This window comes from Streptomyces sp. H27-H1 (assembly GCF_026627445.1).
Taxonomy (GTDB): domain Bacteria; phylum Actinomycetota; class Actinomycetes; order Streptomycetales; family Streptomycetaceae; genus Streptomyces.
This window is the reverse complement of record NZ_JAPNLJ010000032.1, coordinates 77875-98218: the sequence shown is the minus strand read 5'-3', so window position 1 is coordinate 98218 and position 20344 is coordinate 77875. Positions and strand designations below refer to the sequence as shown.

Below are 20344 nucleotides of genomic sequence, written 5' to 3'. Positions count from 1 at the left end.
GGGCTCGATCAGAGTCCACTGCTCGTCGGTGAGATCGCCTCGCGCCATGACTGATGGCCTATCAAGACCGGGCCTCCACGCGCAGGCGATCTACCGAACTCGTGATCCGGACTCCAGACAGGACCTAAGCCGGTGCTTGGAGGCGGGCGACGAGTTCCTCCACGAACGCCTCCACGTGGGGCGGGCGAGGGCCGGTCCGGGTGGCGCAGAACCAGGTGCGTGTCAGCGGCTTCACGCCGATGCGGATCAGGGCCAGCCCGTGCGAGGCCGCGTACGGGGCGGCGACCCAGTTGGGCAGGACCGTCACGCCCTGGCCGCCGGCCACCATCTCGACCACCAGGTCCGTCACCACCGGCATCGTGGTGATGCGGGCGGGCCGCGCCCCGGCGGGGATCGGCAACGGCATCGACGGGATGCGCTTTTGGTCGTAGAAGTCGTAGAGGACCAGGTCCGCGCCGTCGAAGTCACGGGCGGTCAGGTGCGCGCGGGAGGCCCACGGGTGTCCGGCGGGCACCACCGCCATCATCTCGTCCTCGAACAGCCTGGTCAGGGACACCCGGTCCATCTGCAGGTCCGGCTTGGTCACCAGCGCCACGTCGACCAGGTCGGCGAGCAGTGCCGGAATCGGCGCGTCGTCGGCCACGGTCTCGATCCGCACCTCGATGTCCGGCTCGCGCTCGCGGAACGCGCGCAGGACCGGCGGCAGCCAAGGGAAGGTGGTGCTGCACTGCGCGGCGAACCGAACGCGCCGGTCCCGCCCGTCGCGGAGTTCCCGAAGGTCGCGCGAGGCCGATTCGAGTTCGCCGAGTACGTGGCGGGCCGCGACCAGTAGCCGGCGGCCGGCGGCGTTGGGGATCAGGCGGCGGCCCTTGCGGTCGAAGAGCGGCATGCCGAGACGGCCCTCCATCCGGGTGAGCCGCTGACTCAGGGCCGGCTGGCTGACGTAGAGGCGTGCGGCGGCGGCGGTCAGTGAGCCCGCCTCGGCCGTGGCCTCCAGTAGTTCCAGGTCGCGCAGGTCCATGTCCATAACGCTGGATTATCACATGCTCCAATTTACGTCGTGGTGTTATGGGTTGAGGGCTCCTAGGTTTCTGGTGTCGGCCACCGGGGCTCCCCGGTCCGCCGCCCACGAAAGGGACACCTGCCATGAACGCCACCAGCACCAGCACCAGCAACAGCGCCAATTCCAGCACGGTCATCGTCACCGGCTCCTCCAGCGGCATCGGCCTGGACATCGCCCGCGCCTTCCTGGCGAGCGGCGCGAACGTCGTCCTCAACGGACGCGACCCCGACCGGCTCGCCAAGGCCGCCGCCGGTCTCGGGCATCCGGAGCGCACCGCGTGCGTCGCGGGCGGCATCGCCGCCCCGGAGACCGGCGAAGCCCTCGTACGTACGGCACTCGAGCGCTTCGGAGGGATCGACGTACTGGTCAACAACGCGGGCACCTTCGAGTCGAAGCCGTTCACCGAGGTGACGCAGGAGGAGCTCGACGGCTATCTGACGGGAAACCTCAAGGGCACCTACCTCACCACGCAGGCGGTCGTACGGGCCCTGCGCGCCCAGGGTCGCGGCGGCAGCATCGTCAACATCGGCACCGTCCTGGTCGACCACGCGCTGGCGGGCTTCCCGGCCTCCGCGCCCGTGGTCAGCAAGGCCGGCGTGCACGCGCTGACGACGTGCCTCGCCGCCGAGCTCGCCGTCGACCGGATCAGCGTCAACCTGGTCGCGCCGGGCATCATCCGAACCCCCCTGCACGCGGGCTCCGACGTGGACTCCTTCGGCGGTCTCGCCCTGCTGGACCGGGTCGGTGAGGTCTCCGAGATCTCCGACGCCGTGCTGTACCTCGCGGGCGCCGGGTTCGTGACCGGCCATGCCCTGCGGGTGGACGGCGGCCACGTGACCGGCCGTCGTATCTGACGCCCCGGCTCCCCGCCCGTCACAGCCCCCGCCGGTCACCGCCCGGCCGCCCGCCCGTCACCGTCATGAGGAGAGGAACCGCACGTGCCGTACGTCAACGTCAAGATCACCCGTGAAGGCGCCACCGCGTCGCAGAAGGCCGAGATCATCGCAGGCGTGACCGACCTGCTGGTCAGGGTCCTCGACAAGGACCCGGCGACCACGTTCGTCCTCATCGACGAGGTCGCTCTGGAGGACTGGGGCGTGGGCGGCGTCCCGACGGACGAGTTCCGGCGCCGCAACCGCCCCCGCGGCTGAGCCCGGCTTCCTGCGGCCCAAGGGGAGGTCAGGCCGGGCGTAGGTCCGCCGCGCACAGGTCCGGGCCGACGAAGGGCAGCAGCCGCACTGTGGTCCCACTGTTCTCCAGCAGGCCGTCCAGGACGCCCTGCTGGACGGTGCACACGACCTCGGGCAGGGCCCGGGCCAGTTCCCGGTACGGGCACTCCTGCAGCAGTACCCGCCGGGTGGCGGGGTCGGGGCCCGGGGCGTCCCGGGGTGCGAAGCGCATCCGGGCGGCTGCCGCGAACACCCGCTCCGCCGCCGGTCCGGTCCCGGCCAGTCGGCGCCCCCAAGGAGGAAGGAAATCCCTCCTGGGGCGGCCCCGGTGTCGGGCACTGCCTCGGGTGCCCCGGGCCGTCGGCCGCTTCGAGTGCGCGGGCGCCGCCGGGATTGCCGCAGTGGTCGGTCTCCGGTGCGGGGCAGCCCGTACGTTCCCGGGCCCCGGGGCGGTTCCCGCGGACTGTTATCGTCCGCTCATGCCCGATCTGATCCCGCCCACCCCCCGTCTGTACGCCTCCTGGCTCGCCGCGCAGGAGGAGTGGGGGCCCGACGCCCACATGGACGGCGCCGGGCTCGCCTCCGACGACGACGTGGACAGCCGGGAGGGGTTCGCCGCCTGGACGGAGCGGCTGCGGAGTTACGGGGACCGCACCGCGCCGCTCGAACACGGACGCGTCCCCACCACGTACTGGTGGATGGCCGAGGGCGACGAATACCTGGGAGCCATTGACCTGCGGCACTACCTGAACGGATTTCTGCTCGATGCGGGAGGCCACATCGGCTACGGCGTGCGCCCCTCGGCCCGCGGCCGCGGCCTGGCCACCTGGGCCCTGGCCGAGGTCAAGCATGAGGCCCGACTGCTGGGGATGGACCGGGTGCTGCTCACCTGCGACCCCGGCAACCAGGCCTCGATCCGCACGATCGAGGCCAACGGCGGCGTGCTCGAGGACGTCCGCGAGACCTTGATCGGCCCCAAGCGGCGCTACTGGATCGACCTCTAGGGGTTGGTTGAACCCTTCCGGCCAAGGCCAAGGCCAAGGCCAAGGCCAAGGCCAAGGCCAACGCCCACGCCCACGCCAAGGCCGCGCTCACGCCGCCGGCGGGCTACCGCGAGGCCGGATGGGGCGGGAACGCAGGCGCCGCCGGTGCCGGGCCCAGGGTGGTGGTGCCGGGGGCCGACCGATGGCCCAGGCCCGTGCGGTAGGCGTCCAGCGCCGCCTCGGTGCGGCCGGCCCGCCGCAGCAGATCACCCAGGAGCCGGCACAGGTCCGCGAGGTCGCCCGTCGCCCCGCTGCGCTCCAGCAGCGCCATTGCCTGTACGTAGTGCTCCTCGGCGGACTCGTAGGCGCCCCGCTCCTCGGCCATGAGGCCCAGGAGCCGGTGCGCGCCTCCCGCGTGTACGGCGCCGTGGCTGTCGCCGAGGGCCAGTAGCGCCGAGAGCAGCCCGGCGGCCTCCTCGTACCGGCCGAGCCGGCGCAGTACGTCGGCGAGTTCGACCTCCACCTGGGCGGTGTACAGGGCCGCACGCCCCGCGGAGAGCATGTCCCGGGCCGTGCGCAGTTCCCGCTCGGCGGAGGCGAGGTCGCCGTCCTGGGCCTGTACGTACCCGCGCATCCAGTGGCAGTGCGCCAGGTCGGTCCGCAGCTGCAACTGTCCGTAGATGGCCTGGGCCTTGGCCAGGGAGGCGTCGGCGTCGGCCACGCGCCCCTCCGTCAGGAACGTCCGCGCGACCTGCCGGTGCATGCCCGCCACCAGGGCCGGATCCGCGACCCGGGGAGCCAGCGTCAGGGCGAGCTCGGCGGCGTGCGCGGCACGGGCGTGGGCGCCCATGTCGATGTACGGCCCGATGACCGCGGCGTAGAGCAGCACCAGCGCCTCGGGGTCGGCCAGTCCGCTCGCCCCCAGCTCGTCGATGGTCGATTCCAGCAGGTAGCAGGCGTAGCGCAGTTCCCCGGCGAGCAGGTGCGCCACGGCGCGGCCGCGGATCGGGCGGGCGCGGCGGGGGAGCGGCTCATCGGCCAGGAGCCGTTCCGCGTGTTCGAAGTACTTGATGGCGTCCGGGAGCTCGCCGGTCTCCAGTGCGCAGTCGCCCAGCCCGAGCAGTGCCCCGACCCGCTCGTCGGCGAGCCCGAGGCTCTCCGCTTCGGCGAGCAGGCGCCGGTAGTGGGCGGCGGCCTCGTCGGCCGCGCCGGAGGCCAGGATCTGCTGGGCGTCGGTGAGGGCGAGGCGTAGCTCCGTGGCCAGCCGGGCGGGGCGTCCGGTGGACAGTTCCTCGTAGGAGGTGCCGAGCCGCCCGGCGAGGAAGCGCAGCGCGGCCTCGGAGGGTCGCACCTTGCCCGACTCCAGTGTGGAGATATAGGCCGGTGTGTACGAAGGCTCCGCCAACTTCTTCTGTGTCAGGCCGAGTTCGCTGCGCATGCGCTGAACCCTGCGGCCGATCTCGGCCGGTTCGTCCATGGGATCCCCCTGGTTGCTCGAACTCCCCAGTATTCAGGGGGAGCAGGGCATTGCGCACCTGTCGTGCGCCGCCTAATTTAAGCACCCGGTTCAATGCGCTTACGCATCTACTTAACTCCCTTCATCGCAGGAGGACTTCATGCACCACGTAAGAGGCCGGGCCGCCCGCTCGGTACTGCGGGCAGCCGTCGCGGCGGTCTGCGCGAGCGCCGCGCTGCTGGCCGCCGGACCCGTCCGCGCGGCCGGCACCCCGGCCGAGCCCCGGTTGGTCGTGGAGATCCCGGGTCCGGAGCAGGGCGGTGACGCCGGCTCGGGCCACGCCCGTGTACCCGCACGGGCCCACCAGCCGGCCGGCGCGGGCGCCCGGCTCTCCGAAGCGGAACGGGCGGCGGACGGCGAGGTCGCCAAGCTCGTCGACAACGGCCCCACCGCGGACCGGCTGGACGTGGTCGTCATCGGCGACGGCTACACCGCGGGCGAGCTGGCGAAGTTCCACACCGACGCCCGGGCCAAATGGGCCGAGGTGACGGCCGTGGAGCCGTACGCCACCTACCGGAACCTCTTCAACGTGTGGACGGTCGACGCCGTCTCCCACGAGTCGGGCGTCTCCGGCGACCCCGACCGGGCGGCCGTCCGCGACACGGCCCTCGGCGCCTACTTCTGGTGCGAGGAGATCGAGCGGCTCCTGTGCATAGACCAGCCCAAGGTGGACGCCTATGTGTCGAAGGCGCCGGAAGCCGACCTGGTCATCGTCCTGGCCAACAGCTCCAAGTACGGAGGCGCCGGCTACAACGAGCCCAGCGCCACCCTCGGCTACGAGGGCATTTCCACGGCTTCGGCGGACAACGCCAAGTCCGGGCAGGTGGCCATTCACGAGACCGGCCACTCGCTCGGGAAGCTCGCCGACGAATACTTCTACCCCGGGGTCCCGGACTACGAGAAGTACACGGGGCCCGAGCCCGCTGAGTCCAACATCTCCACGCTGACCGCCGGCCGGATGGCCCGGCAACGGGCCAAGTGGTACCGCTGGCTCGGCGAGTCCTCCCCTGACGGCGGCACGGTCGGCGCGTACGAGGGCGGCGGCTACTTCGTCACCGGGCTGGGCCGGCCCACCGACAACTCGCTGATGCGGGTCCTGGGCAAGCCCTTCAACCTCCCCGGCGTCGAGTCGATGATCGCCGGCTTCTACAAGCACGCACGGGCAGTCACCCCGATCACCCCGACGGACCGCACCCTGCGGGCACGGCACACCGCGAAGGCGGCCGTGCCCCGGCTCACCGGCGCCGACGGCCGTCAGCTCGTGGTCCGCTGGTACCTCGACGGCCGGGAGATCAAGCGATTGGCGGGCCGGACCGACGTGCCGGTCGCGGATCTGGGCCTCTCCGGCCCGCGCACGCACAGGCTCCTCGTCACCGTCGAGGACCGGACCCCCTCCGTCCGCGACCCGGAGATCGCCCGCACGCTGCGCGCCACCGCCGGGATGCCGATGACCAGCCGCGCTCCCGTGAGCGCGGACAGCCCCGGGACGGGCACGCCGTTCGCCTTCAGGACCGTGATCCCGACCGGTACCACGATGCCCACGGCCAGCAGCCCGGTCACGAACGCCACGGCTCCCACGACGACCGCCCGTGCCCCGAAGGCGGCGCGGGTGAGCGCCGTGCCCCCCGGCTGCCGGCGACCGGTACCGTCGGTGGCGAACCGCACCGCCACCACGAGCACGATGAGCAGGGCGAGGTTCAGGCCGTTCAGCATTCCTTCCAGAGGGTTGCCGCCCGCGGACGCCGCGGGCCCTATGTCGCCGGCGCCGGCGACGGTGACCGTGCCGCCTTCCTCCACCGCCCCGGACGCCTTGTGGTGCTTCTCCCAGTCGGTCGTGTTCATCTCGCCGACCACCTCGCCCCGCCAGGCCCCGCCGACGGCGCCCTCCAGGCTGATGTGGTCGAAGGAACCGACGGCCTGGGTGAAGCGGACCTGTTCCGTCGCTCCGCCGAGGCCGGCCGGCTGCAGCGTCAGATTTCCGGGAGAGGTGGCGAACAGGCCGACCTGCGCGGTGTCGGGCAGCCCGGACAGCCTCACCGCGGCCACCTTCACCCATCGATCGCCGTCGGAGGACTCGTAGCCGGTGATCGTGTCGCCCGCCCGGGTCAGCCGCAGCCACCGCGGCGACCCCGCCGAGACCGTGCCGCCGTTGCCGGAGCTCCCGGCGATGTCGTGGCCGTAGTCGTACTGCATCCGCACACCGTGCTCGCCGGTGACCATCAGGGCCGCGTACGAGGACCCCTGGCGGACGCCGTCCTTGATGACGATCCCGGCCTTCGCCCACGGCACCAGGCCCGGGACGATCTGGTCGTGATGGGGCGGCGGATAGGTGATGGTGCCCGTCATGGACGTCATCCGGACCGTGATGCTGCCCTCGCGCGGCAGATCCCGGTGCATGAAGGCGAACTGGTCGCTGACCGCGGAGCCGTCCGGCCCGATCGGATCGGCCGGGCAGATACCGGCGCAGGACGCGTGGTTGCCGAAGGCGTGGAGCAGACCGAGGGCGAGGACGATCAGGGCCGCCAGGGCCATGGCGACGAGCCGGCCCGGGCGCCGGAAGCGGGTCCACTCCTGCCGGAGGATTTCGTTGTCTGTGAGCATGCTCCGGTTCTACGCAAACGCCGGTAACGGGATCCGAACCGCTGCTGTCATGACGCTGTTAGGTGCCGCCGGGCATGCTGGACCCCAGTTTGACCGGGACCAGGGGAGGAACCGTGGGCAGAATGCGGAACAAAACTGTCGGGCGGCGGTTCACCATGCTGTTCGGCACGGTCTTCCTGCTGTCCGGGACCGGGCTGATCACCCTGGTCTACCTGCTGTCCGGCTCCGACATGACAAGGGCCGCCCCCGGACAGCCGCCGCCGGGCGGGCCGGCCACGGGCATCGAACGGCACGTCCTCGACCTGGAGCGACAGCTGGCCGAGGTGCACGCGCAGCAGTCCAGACAGCTCCTGTTCGGCTCGCTGATCGCGATCGCCGTGCTGGCCGCCGGCTCGTTCCTGCTCGGCCGGATCCTCGCCGGCCACGTCCTGCGCCCACTGCGCCTGATCACGACGGCCACGCGGCGGATCTCCGCGGAGAACTTGCACCAGCGGCTCGCCGTGGCCGGGCCCGACGACGAGGTCAAGGAACTCGCGGACACGGTGGACGGCCTCCTGGCACGCCTCGAGGCCTCCTTCGCCGCGCAACGCCGGTTCGTCGCCAACGCCTCGCACGAACTGCGCACTCCGCTGGCGACGATACGGGCTTCGCTCGACGTGGCCGTGGCCAAACCCCGGCCCGCCGCGCAGACAGTGGCGCTCGCCGACCGGCTCCGTACAGAACTCGACCGGGTGGACCACCTGTTGGAAGGCTTCCTGGTGCTCGCCCGGGCACAGCACGGTGTCCTCCCCGACCGGATTCCCGTATCGCTCGCCGAACTGGCGGCGCAAGCCCTGTCCGCCCGGGCCGCCGCCATCGCCGAGAAGAACCTCAGTGTCGATGACGGGCTGACGTCGAAGGCCTGGACACTGGGCAGTCCGGCGCTGCTGTCCCGGCTGGTGCAGAACGTGATCGACAACGCGATCGTGCACAACCACGAAGGCGGCTGGATCCGGATCACCACCGGGAACGACGACGCCGGGGACGGCGATGCGGGGAACGACGCCGCCGGCGACGGCGATGCGTCCGGTGGAGACGCCCCCGGGCGCGGCGCCGCCGGCGCCCGACTCGTCGTCGAGACCGGCGGGAGAGTCCTCGACCAGGATCAAGTGGACCGGCTCACGCAGCCGTTCGAGCGGCTCGGGACCGACCGGACCGGATCGCAGGAGCACTCCGGACTCGGGCTGTCGATCGTCGCCGCGATCGTTGCCGCGCACGGCGGCAGCCTCGACCTCCGCGTCCGGCCGGAGGGCGGCCTGAAGGTGACGGCCGCGATGGCCCCGGCGGACTCCCCGGACGGCCGGCACGGGGGGACACCGTGAGGATCCTGGTCGTGGAGGACGCGCGGTCCCTCGCGGAGGTCATCGCCGAAGGGCTGCGGGACCAGGGGATGGCCGTCGACCTCGCGTACGACGGGCTGTCCGGCGCCGCCAAACTCGATGTCAACGCGTACGACGTGGTGGTCCTCGACCGGGACCTGCCCGGCATCCACGGCGACGTGCTCTGCCGGATGATCACGGAGCGGGACGAACGCGCGATGGTCCTGATGCTGACCGCGGCCGGATCGCCCGGCGACCGGGTCAGCGGTCTCACCCTGGGCGCCGACGACTACCTCGCCAAGCCCTTCCACTTCCCGGAACTCATCCTGCGCATCCGCTCCCTGGCCCGCCGCAGGCCCGCGGCCCGGGGCCGTACGCTGCGCGCCGCCGGCCTCGAACTCGACCCGGTACACCGCACCGTCCTTCGGGAGGGCGTCCGACTGGAGCTCTCCGTCAAGGAGTTCGCCGTCCTGGAGGCGCTGCTGCGGGCCGGCCCGGGCTTCCTGAGCGCCGAGGACCTTCTCGAACAGGTCTGGGACGAGAACGCCGACCCGTTCACCAATACGGTGGCGGTCACCGTCGGTCGGCTGCGCCGCAAGCTGGGCAGCCCGCAGGTCATCACGACGACCCCCGGGGTCGGCTACCGCATCGCCGGTCCCGAGCCCGGCTGACCGGGGGCGGGGACAGGCCCGCTGAGCCTTCCCGGCCTACAGGGGGTTCAGCTCGCCCAGCCCCAGCGTGCGCAGGGTGTGGTTCGCCATCCGCAGGTGACCGACCGCGTTGGGGTGGGCCGCGTCGTCGAGCCAGGAGATCGGGTCCGACGTGCCGTGGTGCTCCAGCCAGTGCGTCTCGTGGTCGACGAGCACCGCGCCGGTGTCCTTCGCGATCTCCCGTACGGCCTGGCAGTACGCGGGGATCGCCCCGCGCCGCTCCCGGCCCGCGAGGCCGACGAGCGCCGGTGTGTGCAGAACGACCTGCGTCCGCGGGCTCACTCCGGAGACGATCCGGTGCATCGCCTCGTGGAACCGGGGCAGCCCCTCCTCCCCGGCGAGGCAGTCGTTGGTGCCGAGGGACACGGACAGCACATCGGGATCGAACCGGCCGATGAGGTGGTCGTGGAACGAGAGGACATCGGCCGCACCCCAGGCGGAGACTCCGGTGTTGACCACGACGTCCGTCAGCCGGTGCAGCTGCCACCGGACCCGCTCGTGCAGGTGCTCGACCCAGCCGCGGGCGCCGTGGGTGTGCAGCACGGCCTGGGTGATGCTGTCCCCGGTCGCCACCCAGGTCATGGGGGTCTGCGCCAGCCGGATCATCGGTGTGTCCCTTCAACGTCCGGTCGCCGCAGGTCTCCGACGACCGCGGTGCCCCGTCGACAGGCCATGCTGCCTGCCCAAGATCATTCGTACAATGCCCTGCCACCGATGCCCTGCCACGTCGCTGACGCCCGGATCCGCGGTGGCGAAGGGCGGCCGAGGCCGGCCGAGGGCCCGCGAGGACCGGGACGGATAATGGCACGACACGTACCGATCGGATGGATGACGAAGCGATGGCGCTGAAAGAAGGCCAGCGGGTGAGGCTGGCCGCGGACACCAGACTGACCGACTGGGTCGCGATGACGCAGGACCCTTCGTCCTCGACGGAGGCCGTCGCCGGTTCGCTGTCCCTGGCGGAGGGCACCGAGGGCACCGTGGTGCGGGTGGTCGAGCACGACCGGCAGACCCAGGACTCCCGCGAGTACGAACGGCTCAAGTCGCTCCTCGACGACTTCGGCCCGCAGCTGCCCGTGGAGAGCAAGAGGCAGCTGCGGGAGAAGGTCGCGGGCCTGGAGCCCGCGTGGATCGCCTACGAGGAGGAGCGGCTCCGGGTGACCGTCCGGGTGCGCTTCGACAACGGATTCATCCTCGACGAAGCGCACGAGGACCTCTTCGCCCCCGTGTGACCGGAGAGCGGCCGTGCCGGCGCAGGCCGCGCCGGCCGCCCTCCGGCGCGGATCAGCGGTGGATCCGGTCGATGCCGTACCACTTCGACGTACAGGCGGCGACCCAGTCCCGCTCGTAGGTCCGCGTGAAGAAGGGCTCGGCGAGACTGCCGATGTACAGCGGCCGGTAGCGCACGTCCTTGGCACCCCGCTCGGCCTCGCTCTGGATGCGGGCGTTCTGCGCGTCCCAGGCCACCGAGCGGGCGACCGTGGTGGTCGTGAGCCGCTGGACCTCCGGGATCAGCACGGCCACAGAGGCCAGCGCCAGAGCGCCCGCCGCCACGGCCGCGGTCAGGAGCGCCGCGCCGGAGGTCCGGCGCTGCGAGAGCCGCCGCCCGCCCCAGGCCCCCAGCAGAGCGCCGTAGCCGCAGAGGGCCAGCTCCATCGGCACCAGGTAGTTCGTCCAGGTACGGGCGTACGTCCACCCGGTCGGCCCGTAGCCGCTGCGCAGGCCGACGACCACCGCGAACGAACCGAGCAGCACCACGGGCACCGGGACCAGCAGGGCGACGATCAGCGTTCCGCGCGGCACGGTCCGGCGCGGCTCCCGCTTCGCCGGCGCGGGTCCGCGCCGGCTCATGGCCAGGACCGCCGACAGCCCCAGCAGGACGCCGATGGCCGCGGCTCCGAGGTAGGCCGGCCGGCCGGTGACGGAGTCCCACATGTGCAGCCAGTCCCGGAAGGTGGCCCCGAGCTCGCTCGAGGACAGCATCGAATCCTTGGCCGGCTGCTGCGCCCGGCGCCAGCGGGCGCCCGGGGAGGTGTACAGCACGACCAGACCGCTGACCAGTCCGACGCACCACGTCAGGCACCAGGTGAACGGACGCAGGTTCCGGGCCAGTCCGAGTCGGGGCAGGCAGACCAACCCGACCAGCGCCGCGAGGAGACCGCTGACGAGGGCGAACGGCTCGCTCAGGGTGCCTATCGCGAAGGCGATGACGAACGCGCAGACGAGGCCGGCCACCCGTACGGCCGTACGGGAATGGTTGGCGGTCCGCAGGGCCAGCAGCAGCGCCCACACGCCGATGACGCTCGGCACGGTGTGGGAGATCGTGGCGGGGGCCCACAGCAGTACCTGGTAGCTGCGGGGGCCCGCGAAGTAGACCAGCGCCTGGACGAGCAGGGCGCAGGCGGTCAGGATCAGCACCCGCGGCGTGCCGCCGAGGAAGCGGACGAAGTCGCGGCCCAGCAGGACCAGTCCGACGGTGAAGGTGACGACGATGACCGCCGGCAGGACCTTGGTCCCGGCCAGGCCGTCGCCGTAGACGATCCCGCTGAGGAAGGCGTTGGTGATCCTGCCGTTCTGCGTCATGTAGAAGTCGGAGGTGATGCCGAAGACACCGAGATCACGGGCCTTCCACGCGGCGCACCAGTCGTCGGAGGTGGGCCGCACGTAGAGACCGAGGAAGCTGCCCACGGCGACGAGCGCCCCGGCCGCCGCGACGAGCACCGCCCCGGCTGCCGGGAAGACCCCGCGCAGGAGCGACCAGGACCGGGGGCCGACGCCCTCGTCTGCAGGGGAAGAGGAGGAGGGGCGCTGCAGACCCTTGCGGCGGGCGCGTTCCTGTTCGACGCCGTCCTCCTCGACGCCTTCGTGCTGGACGCCTTGTGGTTCGACGCCTCCGTGCTCGACGCCTCCGTGCTCGACGCCTTCGTGCTCGACGCCCCCGGGCGGGATGCCCTTGCCGTTGCCCGGAACTGTGCTCATGTACCCGTCCTTCGCAGCCAAATCCGGCCGGAGAAACGGCCGGCGCGCCCGCCGCCCGCGGAAAACGGCACGGCGCGCGGACATCCATGATGCCCATGTCCCGCGGTCCCCGGCACGCCGGGGGTGTCGGGCGCGGCGTCAGGACGGTTATATACCCGAGGGCCTCGGGACTCCCCGGTCACCCGCGCGGCGGGTGTTCCGTGGCACCTTCCGCGCGGTTCTCCAGGATGGGGACCCAGGGTCCGCGCGCACGCGGGCCCGGTGGAGGGAGCGGCTATGCCCGGTTTCCGGCCCGGTCGTTGGATGGTCGGCGCGGCGGCCCGGGCGAGCGTAGCGGTACGCGTGTGCACCTCGGGCCACCCCACCGCACGGCAGCCGGGACGCCACGCCGGGCACGAAATCCGGCACCACGCAGGTCAGCAGACCGCCCAACAGATGAGGTACCGCTCCGGGCACCTGGCCGACCGGCGAGCCGAGCGGCCGGCGGACCGGGCGCGGCCGGCGCCGCTCGCCCTGCCCGCGAGCCACCAGGGCCCTGGCGAGGCCGCTCCGGGCCACGCGCTCCTGACCGCCTTCGCCGCCCCCACCATCGGCCTCCTGTCCAATGCGACGTCCGCCGAAGGGGTGCCGCAGTCCCTCGCCGCGGACGCGCGCTACATCGGAGCAACGTCCTGCGGCCGGCCTCCGGCCCGTGGCTGTACCTTCCCGACGGCAGGACGGCGTCGGCCCGGGTCGCCCCGGACCATCCGCCGGCGCGGCAGCAGATCGGCGGAGCCGCGCCTGGCTGGCCTCCGGGCGGGTCCCCGGCAAGACGCCCGAGCAGTGCGCGACGGCCGTGCGGGCCCCGCTGGCCATGCGCGCCCTGCTCCGGCCCAACGGCGCGGTGGCGGCGGGCTGGAGTCCCGGCCGGATGTACTCCTGGCCGCGCGATTCCAGCTTCGCCGCCGCAGCGCTGGCACACACCGGCCATGACGCCGAGGCGCACCGGATCCTGCGCTACAGCGCCGCGACCCAGCGCGAGGACGGCACCCGGGAGGCGCGTACGAAGCTCGACGGATCCGGGCCGCCCGACGCCAGGAGCCAGCAGCTCGACGCCAACGGCTGGGTCCCCTGGGCCGCCTGGCAGTGGTACCGGACGGCCCCCCGGGCCACCCGCCGGGCCAGGCCGGCCACCCTCCACCCGATGATCCGCAAGGCGGCCGACCACGCGGCCGGCTCCCTGCGGGCGGACGGGCTGCCCCCGGCGTCGCCCGACTACTGGGAGCTGATGACGTCCACCGCGAACATCGGTACGGCCGTACCGCTGCTCGCCGGGCTCAACGCCTCCGCCGGCCTCGCCCGGGGGCGAGGCGGCCACAGGACGCGGCCCGCTGGTCCCGCGCGGCGCGGCGGCTGTCCGCCGGGATCACCGCGCGCTTCCTCCCCCTGGGCTACCAGCGCACCACCGACGGAGGCCACGGCCACGACGGCGCGGTGGCCTTCATGGCGCCCCCGTTCAACGAAGCCCCCGCCGCCCTGCCCGCGGCGCTGGACGCCACGTACCGGGAACTGCTGCTGCCCAACGGCGGGCTGACCCCGGGAAACGATCCCGGGGGCGCGCCGGGGCGCGTACGCCTGCCCAGTACGGCCTTCTTCGCCCTCGCCTGGACCGGCACGGACCGGCCCGCGAGGGCGGGACAGGTCCTGGACTGGGCGCTCTCCAAGCGGAACTCGCTCGGTGAGCTGCCGGAGAAGGTGGACGGGGCGGGCCGGCCCTCGTCGGTCGCCCCCCTCGCGTGGACGGGCTCCATCGTGGTGCTGTCCCTCGTGGCGCTCGACGGCACGGCGCTACCGACCCAGCCCCTGCGCCCGTAGTACGTACGCCGCGGGCCGGGCGGTCCGGGTGTTCAGGGGTCCCGCGGGGGTTCAGAGCGCCGCGTCCCGTCACCCGGCGGCGGCGCGGCCGGCGTGCGGCGGTAGACGACCCCTTCCGCGGCCGGCGCCCGGCCGGGCGAGAGGTGGTACGGGTCACGGCGCGAGCGCGTCCGGACCGCGAAGGCCCGGCGCGACTCCCTCGTACGGTCCACCTCGTGGGCGGCTCCGACGTCAGCGCTGCTGCGACCCGGAGCCCGCGCGGCCGGCTGCCGCGCCCGTCGTGGGCGGGACGGCCCGCTGCCAGGGGGAGGAGGGCGGCCGGCGGCCGGCCGGGGGAGCGGTGGTCACGTGCAGATCGGCGTCCAGGCCGAGGACGGCGCCGACGACCGTGCCGTCCTGCGCGGCCAGCGCCGCCGGTGCGCCCGTGTAGTGCATTTGCGACTGGTACCAGGACGGGTTGTCGGCCGTGCCCGACACGCCGATGGTGCCCGCGCTCGCGCGACCCGCGAGCAGGCCGCCCGCGACGCCCACGGAGCCGTAGCCGCCCTCGCCGCCCGCCTCGGTGACCTGGGAGAACTGCGGTACGGGTTCGCCCGCGGTGGCCAGACTCGTTGCGACCGTGCCCGTGCCGGGGCGGCGGAAGTACAGGGAGACTCCGTCGCCCTGTGCACTCGCCGAGAGCGGACCGGTGGTCGCGGGCAGCCGGGTCGGGACGGGGGCACCGAACGGGGCGTCCGGGGCCTTCTGGACCCAGGCCAGCACGCTCTGGGTCGTGGCCGCGTACACGTGGCGCCGGCCGGCCGAGTCCGTCGCGGTGACCGGGTCGCCCTGCAGGCCGGTGCCGCCCAGCGACTCCCACGTGCCGAAGGCGCCGTCAGGGGTCTGCTGCGCGCTGGCGCGCAGGGTGCGCCGGGAGTCGCGTACGTAGACGGTCATCCGGCCGGCACCGTCCAGGGCCACGGCAGGTGCGCTGATCGCCGAGATGCCGGCCACGTCTCCGGTGTCCGGGGTGCCCAGCGAGTGCCACGGGCCGAAGGCGCCGTCGGGCGCCGCCTGGACGGCGAACACCACCTGGCGGCCGTACTCCCGGGGTGTGGCGCCCAGCGTGGTCCGCGTACCGAAGACCGCGACCCTGCCGTCCGGGAGCCGGGTCGCCGTCACGCCCGCGTCCATTCCGGTGCCGGTGAGGAACTGGGGCCCCTGCCAGGAGGCCTCGGTGCCGCTGCGCGACCAGTAGGCCATGCTTCCGTCCAGCACGGCGAAGGCCCACAGCCGGCCGGGTATGCCCTCGGTCATCCAGGAGGTGGTGTCGCCCCGGCTGTAGTGGATGGTCCGGGTCCAGCCGGCACCGGTGGGGCGGGTCGCCGTCTTGCGGTCGCCGCAGCCGGCGGGGCTGCCGCACCAGTCCCGGTGGTCCATCCAGGCGTAGGTCTTGAGGTAGCCGAGCTTCTCCTCGGCGGCCTGCGGGCCGAGCGCCGGGGGCAGGGAGGTGTTGGGATAGCTCACGTAGTTCTGGACCGAGAAGTGCGGCCGGTCCGTGGACTTCGCGTAGCGCTCGGCGGCGGCCTGCACGAAGCGGGCGCCGTATATGTGGTCCTGGTGGTCCGGGAAGATGCCGCCGGCCCGCCCCAGGCCGGGCGTCGGGTCCTGCGTCCGTATGGTGGTCGGCCGGTACATCGCGAAGACCCCGGCGATGGCCTCTATGACCTGGTCCCTGTCGTACGAGAAGCCGGGCTCGACCGGCGTTGCCGAGCTCAGCTGGGCGCCCAGGGCGGGGACCCGGCCGTCCCACAGCCCGCGCAGGCTGTCCGGGTTGTTCCCGGAGATGCTGCGGGCCTCCCGCAACTGCATCCACACCAGGTTGACCTCGGGTCGCGCGACGAGGACGTCCACCTCGGCGCTCCCGCCGCCGGCCGTGGGTATGGAGCGGCGCTGCCAGGCGCTGCTGCGGTCGCCGGTGGCCATCTGCGAGTAGGCGGCCCGGACGCCGTTCTGCCGGGCTTCCGCGTAGGCGGCGTGGTCGGCGGGACGCACGGGATCCTGCAGTTTCCGGCTGTGGGCCTCGTTGCGGCCGTCGGACTCGCCGGCGGTCAGATAGACGGTGGAGACCTTTATGCCCGTCGATATGGAGCGGCTCAGGTCGGGGTTCATGAAGAAGAGGTCGTCGTCGGGATGCGCGACGACCTGGAGGACCGTGCCCTCGGTCACACTCGCGGGAAGCGTCGCTCCGGGAGTCGCCGACTCCGCTGGAGTCCCGGATCCGTAGGCCCAGGTCGTCACGGCGACGCCGCCGACGGTGAGTACGGCGAGGAGGGCCGCGGGGCGGGTACGGCTGGCCAGCGACATCTGCAACGCCTTGGGGGATCGGTCGGGTACGGAACGGGGCTGCGGGGCGGGTCAGTACCCCGATGGCCCCACCGCTTCCGGAGACGACCGGCCCCGATTATGCCTCGTGCGGGTGTGACTGACGCACCGTCGGATGATGTATGTGTGTCTATGTAGCTAAAAACGCGATCTATGCGTAGTTGTCCCATTTAAGGGGCTTAGGTCCAGTCGAGTCGTGACCTTTGGACGCGATCGGACCGCGCCCCGGCAGGGCGGCCGTTCCCAGTCCGCGCACATGACGGCGAGCCGGCGGCCGGACCGCAAAGCGTCCGGGGCGACAACGAGAGGCTGTCTCCGGTGTGAGCGGATCCACACGGGCGTCGTACCCGAACTGACGGTCGGGCGCGGCAGGTCGGCGTCTCCATCGGCGGGCTCGCGAGGAGCCCCGCCCGGAAATCCCGCACGCCCGGCGCGATTCGGAGCGGGGCTTCCCGCAGGTCCGTGAAGCCGGAACGGGGGCCGAACCCGCAGGCCGGGGGCGTGCGTTCCGGATCCCGTCCGGACCGCCGTCTATCCCGGCGCGGCCCACGGGTGGGAACCTGACACTGCCGCCCGGCCCTGCGCGGGGCGGCGCGTCCGCACCATCCGCCCCGACCTCCTGCGCGCCCCTGCCGCCGACCTGCCGCCGAAGGAGCTCACCGCATGCAGATCCGTTCAGCCGACGATGCGCGCAAACGAGCGGTGTGGGGGATGGCCCTCGTCCTGCTCGCGGTCACGGCGCTCCTCGGAGTCGAGCCCGGGGCCGCCACGGCGACCGCCGTCCCCGCCCCGCCCGTTCCCGCACTGTCCTGGGGCCCCTGCGCGGACGACCGGGGGGACGGTTTCGAGTGCGCGACCGCCCAGGTCCCGCTGGACTACCGGCAGCCCACCGGGGGCACGATCCCGCTGGCCGTCACCCGGCGGCTCGCGGCCGACCCGGCCCACCGCACCGGCGTCCTCGTGCTTCACCCCGGCGGACCCGGCAACTCCGGTGTGGACTTCGCCCGCAACAGTCATGACGCGCTCCCCGCCGCCCTCCGTGACGGCTTCGACGTCGTCGGGTACGACATGCGGGGCGTGGCACGCAGCGGGCAGGTGGAGTGCTGGAACGACAAGGAGTACGCGGCCGCCGTCGACGCCGCGCGCGGCGTCCCCGGCCCCGGAGCCCTGCAGGACGCCATTCGGCAGGGCCGCGAGTTCGCCGCCGCCTGCCAGGAGCGCTCCGGCGGCCTCGTGCCGTTCATCGGCACCGCGTCGAACGCCAAGGACCTCGACCTGCTGCGCCAGGCCCTCGGCGAGGAGACGCTCACCTTCTACGGCCGTTCCTTCGGCAGCTACGTCGGCACCGTCTACGCCGCGCAGTTCCCCCGGCGCGTGCGCGCCATGGTCCTGGACGGGGCCTACGATCCCCGCCGCTACGCCGACATCCCCTACGCCTACGACGCCGCGCAGTTCACGGCCCTGGACTCCGCCGTCGGCCGGTTCCTCGACTGGTGCGCGCAGAACGCCGCCACCTGCGGATTCGGCGAAGGAGAACCCCGGCAGGCCTTCGCGCAGCTCAAGCGGGACCTCGATGCCGACCCGGTCGTCACCGCCAGTGGACGCCCGGCCACCGGCTACACGCTCGCCTACCGCCTGATGTTCAACATCAACTCGGGCCAGGAGATCTGGCCCTACCTGGGAGAGGCGCTGGCCGCGGCCCAGCAGCGCAGGACCTCCTTCCTGCTGTCACCGCCCTCACCCGCGTCCTTCGACTTCCTCAACGTCAACACGGCCGTCGAATGCGCCGACCGGGTCTACCCGAGCAGCCGGCTCCTCCTGGGCGCCCTGGTCGGCGCGCACTCGGCCTCGGCGCCGCTGCTCGGGCCCCCCATCGGCCTGGGGCCGCCCACCTACGACCACAACCACGCGCCCACCTGCGCGCAGTGGCCGGCAGAACGCCCGAGCCGCTTCGAGGGCTCCTACCGGGCGGCCGGCTCCGCCCCGATCTTGATCCTCGGCACGACCGGGGACCCGGACACCCCGTACCGGGACGCCGTGGCCCTGGCCGGGACCCTGGACAACGGGCGGCTGCTGACCTTCGAGGGCGAAGGCCACACCGCCTACCACCGCAGCGCGTGCGTCAGCGCGCTCGTCGACGACTACCTCGCCACCCTGGCCCTGCCCGCGCGGGGCACCGCCTGTGCGGACGAGACGCCGGCGGAGGAGCTCGGCCGGCGCGCCACCGGGCCTGTGGAAGTCGACGAGACGAGCGATGTGATCCCCACGCTGCGCTGACGGACGGCCTCCCTTCAGCTCCCCGTCACCGGTCCGCCGGGGCGGGCCAGGCGGTCGAGGTAGCGGGCGAGTCCGGACGCGTCCTCGCCCGCCCAGCCCACGTATCCGTCGGGCCGGACCAGGAAGAGCCCCTTGCCGTACGGCTCGTACGGTCCGATCCGGTGGACACGCAGGAACTCCGCTCCCAGGGGCGGCAGTTCGGCATCCGTGCCGACGGCGAGCAGGGTGAGGTGCGGGCCCCGGAACAGGTCGAAGAGCCGGCGGCCGTCCGGCAGCGGGCCGTCGGGGGCGCGGTCCCCGGCTTCCAGGGCGCCCGCGGCGCCCTCGGAGAGGGGGCCGCCCCGGTAGCCCAGGCCGAGCTGGCGGGTGGTTCGGCCGCGCTCTTCCTGGCCGCGGTGGATCCGCGTGGTCAGACCCAGGATGTGCGCGGCGACGGGCCGCCGCTCCTGCTCGTAGGTGTCCAGGATTGCGGGGTCGGCTCCGTGGCGCAGTATCTGTCCGAGCTTCCAGCCGAGGTTGTAGGCGTCCTGCACGCTGGTGTTGAGGCCCTGACCGCCGGCGGGGGAGTGCACGTGGGCCGCGTCGCCCGCGAGCAGCACCCGGCCGGCCCGGAAGCGGTCGGCCATGGCGGCGCGCGGGCGGAAGTCGGAGGCCCACCGGACCTCGGTGACGTCGTCCGCGCTCAGGTGGGTGAGGGCGGCGACCGCGGCAGGGATGTCGAGGTCGTCGGTCCGCGCGACGAACTGGAATTCATCGGTGCCGGGCAGCGGGCACAGTGCGGCGAAGCCGCCGTCCGGGCCCGGGAACAGGTGCCAGTGGTCGCGGTCCAGTACCCCGGGGCGCAGCCGGACGTCGGCCACGGCCATCGGGGCGGGGTCCACGGTCTCGCCGGTCATACCGATGCCCAGGGTCTTGCGGACGGTGGAGCGGCCGCCGTCGGCGGCGACCAGGTACGCGGCGCGCAGTGTGCTGCCGTCCAAGAGGTGTGCGTCCACTCCGCCGGAGTCCTGGCCGAGGCCGGTCAGGGTGGCGCCGAAGCGGACTCGGCCACCGAGCCCGGTGAGGCGCTCGAACAAGATCTCCTGGGTGCGCCACTGGGGCAGGAGCCGGGCACGCGGATGCGGCTCGGTGTCGGTGGGGCCGCCGACACCGCTGTCGCCGAGCATGTCGTGCTCGCCCACGGGCCGGCCGTCCTGCCAGATCTGTCCGATGGGTGCGTGGGCGCTGGCCTCCCGCACCGCGTCGGCCACGCCGAGGTCGTCGAAGACCTCCAGGGTCCTCGGCTGCAGACCCTTGCCCCGCGAGCCGGGGAAGAGGGTGTCGGCCCGCTCGAGGACCAGGGCGCGGACGCCGCGGCGGGTGAGGTCCAGGGCCAGGGCCAGTCCTGTGGGGCCGGCGCCGACGACGAGCACGTCGGGAGCCCCGATTTCCTTAACGTTGTTAAGTTCGGTCATGGGTACGAGAATGTGC

The 20344-nt window shown here is 73.0% G+C and carries 18 protein-coding genes; 11 read left to right on the top strand and 7 right to left on the bottom strand.

Annotation, left to right across the window (positions count from 1 at the left end):
- Positions 1-124: 124 nt before the first annotated feature.
- Positions 125-1021 (bottom strand): LysR family transcriptional regulator, encoded by an 897-nt coding sequence (locus OTB20_RS28965; RefSeq protein ID WP_267821917.1) that lies wholly within the window; start codon positions 1019-1021, stop codon positions 125-127.
- A 125-nt stretch (positions 1022-1146) separates the two neighbouring features.
- Here OTB20_RS28965 and OTB20_RS28960 point away from each other — a divergent pair, with 125 nt between their 5' ends.
- Positions 1147-1917 carry an SDR family NAD(P)-dependent oxidoreductase gene (locus tag OTB20_RS28960; protein WP_267821916.1) on the top strand — a complete coding sequence of 257 codons (771 nt, stop codon included), beginning with the start codon at positions 1147-1149 and terminating at the stop codon, positions 1915-1917.
- An 84-nt stretch (positions 1918-2001) separates the two neighbouring features.
- A complete protein-coding gene (locus OTB20_RS28955; protein ID WP_267821913.1) occupies positions 2002-2214 on the top strand; it encodes a tautomerase family protein in 213 nt (70 codons plus the stop codon).
- 28 nt (positions 2215-2242) lie between these two features.
- Here the strand turns inward: OTB20_RS28955 and OTB20_RS28950 are convergent, their stop codons facing one another.
- The gene (locus OTB20_RS28950; protein ID WP_267821912.1) at positions 2243-2485 is read right to left on the bottom strand and encodes a hypothetical protein; all 243 of its coding nucleotides are present in this window, start codon (positions 2483-2485) and stop codon (positions 2243-2245) included.
- A 226-nt stretch (positions 2486-2711) separates the two neighbouring features.
- Between OTB20_RS28950 and OTB20_RS28945 the strand changes: the two genes are divergently transcribed.
- Complete coding sequence (locus OTB20_RS28945; protein WP_267821910.1) at positions 2712-3236, top strand: GNAT family N-acetyltransferase; 525 nt, start codon at positions 2712-2714, stop codon at positions 3234-3236.
- Positions 3237-3339: 103 nt separating this feature from the next.
- Here the strand turns inward: OTB20_RS28945 and OTB20_RS28940 are convergent, their stop codons facing one another.
- Complete coding sequence (locus OTB20_RS28940; protein WP_267821908.1) at positions 3340-4692, bottom strand: helix-turn-helix domain-containing protein; 1353 nt, start codon at positions 4690-4692, stop codon at positions 3340-3342.
- Positions 4693-4831: 139 nt separating this feature from the next.
- Between OTB20_RS28940 and OTB20_RS28935 the strand changes: the two genes are divergently transcribed.
- The 4 genes from OTB20_RS28935 to OTB20_RS28920 all read left to right on the top strand — a co-directional run bounded on the left by OTB20_RS28935 (position 4832) and on the right by OTB20_RS28920 (position 9361).
- Complete coding sequence (locus OTB20_RS28935; RefSeq protein WP_324290428.1) at positions 4832-6811, top strand: M64 family metallopeptidase; 1980 nt, start codon at positions 4832-4834, stop codon at positions 6809-6811.
- Positions 6812-6903: 92 nt separating this feature from the next.
- Positions 6904-7359: a hypothetical protein gene (locus OTB20_RS28930; RefSeq protein WP_267821907.1), complete on the top strand. Its 456-nt coding sequence runs from the start codon at positions 6904-6906 to the stop codon at positions 7357-7359.
- A gap of 95 nt (positions 7360-7454) precedes the next feature.
- On the top strand, positions 7455-8693 hold the full coding sequence (locus OTB20_RS28925) for a sensor histidine kinase (RefSeq protein WP_267821905.1): 1239 nt from the start codon (positions 7455-7457) through the stop codon (positions 8691-8693).
- Positions 8690-9361, top strand: coding sequence for a response regulator transcription factor (locus tag OTB20_RS28920; protein WP_267821903.1), 672 nt, complete (start codon positions 8690-8692; stop codon positions 9359-9361). Before OTB20_RS28925 ends, OTB20_RS28920 begins: the two co-directional genes overlap by 4 nt.
- 36 nt (positions 9362-9397) lie before the next feature.
- Here the strand turns inward: OTB20_RS28920 and OTB20_RS28915 are convergent, their stop codons facing one another.
- On the bottom strand, positions 9398-10006 hold the full coding sequence (locus tag OTB20_RS28915) for an SGNH/GDSL hydrolase family protein (protein WP_267821902.1): 609 nt from the start codon (positions 10004-10006) through the stop codon (positions 9398-9400).
- A 233-nt stretch (positions 10007-10239) separates the two neighbouring features.
- Between OTB20_RS28915 and OTB20_RS28910 the strand changes: the two genes are divergently transcribed.
- Positions 10240-10632 carry a hypothetical protein gene (locus tag OTB20_RS28910; RefSeq protein WP_267821900.1) on the top strand — a complete coding sequence of 131 codons (393 nt, stop codon included), beginning with the start codon at positions 10240-10242 and terminating at the stop codon, positions 10630-10632.
- Positions 10633-10684: 52 nt separating this feature from the next.
- On the opposite strand, the gene OTB20_RS28905 is transcribed toward OTB20_RS28910, so the two are convergent.
- Entirely contained in the window at positions 10685-12379 is a 1695-nt protein-coding gene (locus OTB20_RS28905) for a DUF6056 family protein (protein WP_267821898.1), read from the bottom strand.
- Between the two features lie 691 nt (positions 12380-13070).
- Here OTB20_RS28905 and OTB20_RS28900 point away from each other — a divergent pair.
- Positions 13071-13952, top strand: coding sequence for a hypothetical protein (locus OTB20_RS28900; protein WP_267821896.1), 882 nt, complete (start codon positions 13071-13073; stop codon positions 13950-13952).
- Entirely contained in the window at positions 13862-14233 is a 372-nt protein-coding gene (locus OTB20_RS28895; RefSeq protein ID WP_267821894.1) for a hypothetical protein, read from the top strand. The genes OTB20_RS28900 and OTB20_RS28895 overlap by 91 nt, the downstream gene beginning before the upstream one ends.
- Positions 14234-14464: 231 nt before the next feature.
- Here OTB20_RS28895 and OTB20_RS28890 read toward each other — a convergent pair whose 3' ends face one another.
- Positions 14465-16579 carry a PIG-L family deacetylase gene (locus OTB20_RS28890; protein WP_267821892.1) on the bottom strand — a complete coding sequence of 705 codons (2115 nt, stop codon included), beginning with the start codon at positions 16577-16579 and terminating at the stop codon, positions 14465-14467.
- Positions 16580-17260: 681 nt separating this feature from the next.
- On the opposite strand from OTB20_RS28890, the gene OTB20_RS28885 reads away from it, so the two are divergent.
- On the top strand, positions 17261-18874 hold the full coding sequence (locus tag OTB20_RS28885) for an alpha/beta hydrolase (protein WP_267821890.1): 1614 nt from the start codon (positions 17261-17263) through the stop codon (positions 18872-18874).
- 14 nt (positions 18875-18888) lie between these two features.
- Here the strand turns inward: OTB20_RS28885 and OTB20_RS28880 are convergent, their stop codons facing one another.
- Positions 18889-20328 carry an FAD-dependent monooxygenase gene (locus tag OTB20_RS28880; protein ID WP_267821888.1) on the bottom strand — a complete coding sequence of 480 codons (1440 nt, stop codon included), beginning with the start codon at positions 20326-20328 and terminating at the stop codon, positions 18889-18891.
- Between the last annotated feature and the right edge of the window lie 16 nt (positions 20329-20344).

Bases quoted from the DNA above. Each gene is read 5' to 3' on its own strand.
- OTB20_RS28965 (WP_267821917.1), bottom strand. From the start codon at position 1,021: ATGGACCTGCGCGACCTGGAACTACTGGAGGCCACGGCCGAGGCGGGC.
- OTB20_RS28960 (WP_267821916.1), top strand. From the start codon at position 1,147: ATGAACGCCACCAGCACCAGCACCAGCAACAGCGCCAATTCCAGCACG.
- OTB20_RS28945 (WP_267821910.1), top strand. From the start codon at position 2,712: ATGCCCGATCTGATCCCGCCCACCCCCCGTCTGTACGCCTCCTGGCTC.
- OTB20_RS28940 (WP_267821908.1), bottom strand. From the start codon at position 4,692: ATGGACGAACCGGCCGAGATCGGCCGCAGGGTTCAGCGCATGCGCAGC.
- OTB20_RS28935 (WP_324290428.1), top strand. From the start codon at position 4,832: ATGCACCACGTAAGAGGCCGGGCCGCCCGCTCGGTACTGCGGGCAGCC.
- OTB20_RS28925 (WP_267821905.1), top strand. From the start codon at position 7,455: ATGCGGAACAAAACTGTCGGGCGGCGGTTCACCATGCTGTTCGGCACG.
- OTB20_RS28915 (WP_267821902.1), bottom strand. From the start codon at position 10,006: ATGATCCGGCTGGCGCAGACCCCCATGACCTGGGTGGCGACCGGGGAC.
- OTB20_RS28910 (WP_267821900.1), top strand. From the start codon at position 10,240: ATGGCGCTGAAAGAAGGCCAGCGGGTGAGGCTGGCCGCGGACACCAGA.
- OTB20_RS28905 (WP_267821898.1), bottom strand. From the start codon at position 12,379: ATGAGCACAGTTCCGGGCAACGGCAAGGGCATCCCGCCCGGGGGCGTC.
- OTB20_RS28895 (WP_267821894.1), top strand. From the start codon at position 13,862: ATGGCGCCCCCGTTCAACGAAGCCCCCGCCGCCCTGCCCGCGGCGCTG.
- OTB20_RS28890 (WP_267821892.1), bottom strand. From the start codon at position 16,579: ATGTCGCTGGCCAGCCGTACCCGCCCCGCGGCCCTCCTCGCCGTACTC.
- OTB20_RS28885 (WP_267821890.1), top strand. From the start codon at position 17,261: ATGCAGATCCGTTCAGCCGACGATGCGCGCAAACGAGCGGTGTGGGGG.
- OTB20_RS28880 (WP_267821888.1), bottom strand. From the start codon at position 20,328: ATGACCGAACTTAACAACGTTAAGGAAATCGGGGCTCCCGACGTGCTC.